The sequence below is a fragment of the Mycobacterium lehmannii genome (assembly GCF_002245535.1).
GTDB lineage: Bacteria > Actinomycetota > Actinomycetes > Mycobacteriales > Mycobacteriaceae > Mycobacterium > Mycobacterium lehmannii.
Map to the genome: position 1 here is coordinate 1 of NZ_NKCN01000074.1, position 676 is coordinate 676.

Below are 676 nucleotides of genomic sequence, written 5' to 3' on the forward strand. Positions count from 1 at the left end.
TTAGCCCGCCCCAAGTACAGAATTTCTTCGGTGTGGTCATCGAAGATCGCCAGATAGTGGTGCGCCGAGGAGGCCTGTTTGATCACCTCGCTCATCGGCAGCAGCGACCCCCCGCCGGTGAGCCCGTAGCCGGTGCCCGATTCGAGCTCTGTGAGCTTAGCCTTGATCAAAATGGTGGCCGGCAACCCGTTATTGCTGCCCAACGTGCCCGAGGCGAGCAACTTCCGGCACATGGCATTGAGCGCATCGTGGTTGCGCTGCCCGGTCGTGCGGGCGTCCGCGGCCACCGCTTCGGGCGACGGCTCACCTTCCACACACGCGGTGTCATCGGCCGGGTTGTTCCTGCCGGGGGCGGCTTCGGTGGCCAGCACCGCTTCCAACGCCGCCCGGGTGGCCGGATCAAGCAGTCCGCGTAGCTCACTCATCCCATCAAGGCGCTGGCGACCCAGCCGCACCCAGCGCTGCGCTGCGCGCAACTCATCGGAGAAATCCCCATCGGGGTTCAAATACGCCGCCAGCCGCTGGGCGGCCGCGCGCAACTCCTCAGGAGTGTGCTTGGTGGCCAACTGCGCCAGCTGCGCTTCGGCGGCCTCGCGCACGTCAAACGGCGTCGAAGCCGGCACCTGCTTGTCAAAGAACCGCCGGATCACCCGCACATGCTCAGCACCCACCCGAC

At 66.3% G+C, this 676-nt stretch carries 1 protein-coding gene; it reads right to left on the reverse strand.

Annotated features, from left to right (window positions below; all coding sequences use genetic code 11):
* A partial coding sequence (locus tag CEX87_RS26910; protein WP_142301135.1) for a DUF222 domain-containing protein occupies positions 1 to 676 on the reverse strand: 676 nt, incomplete at both ends.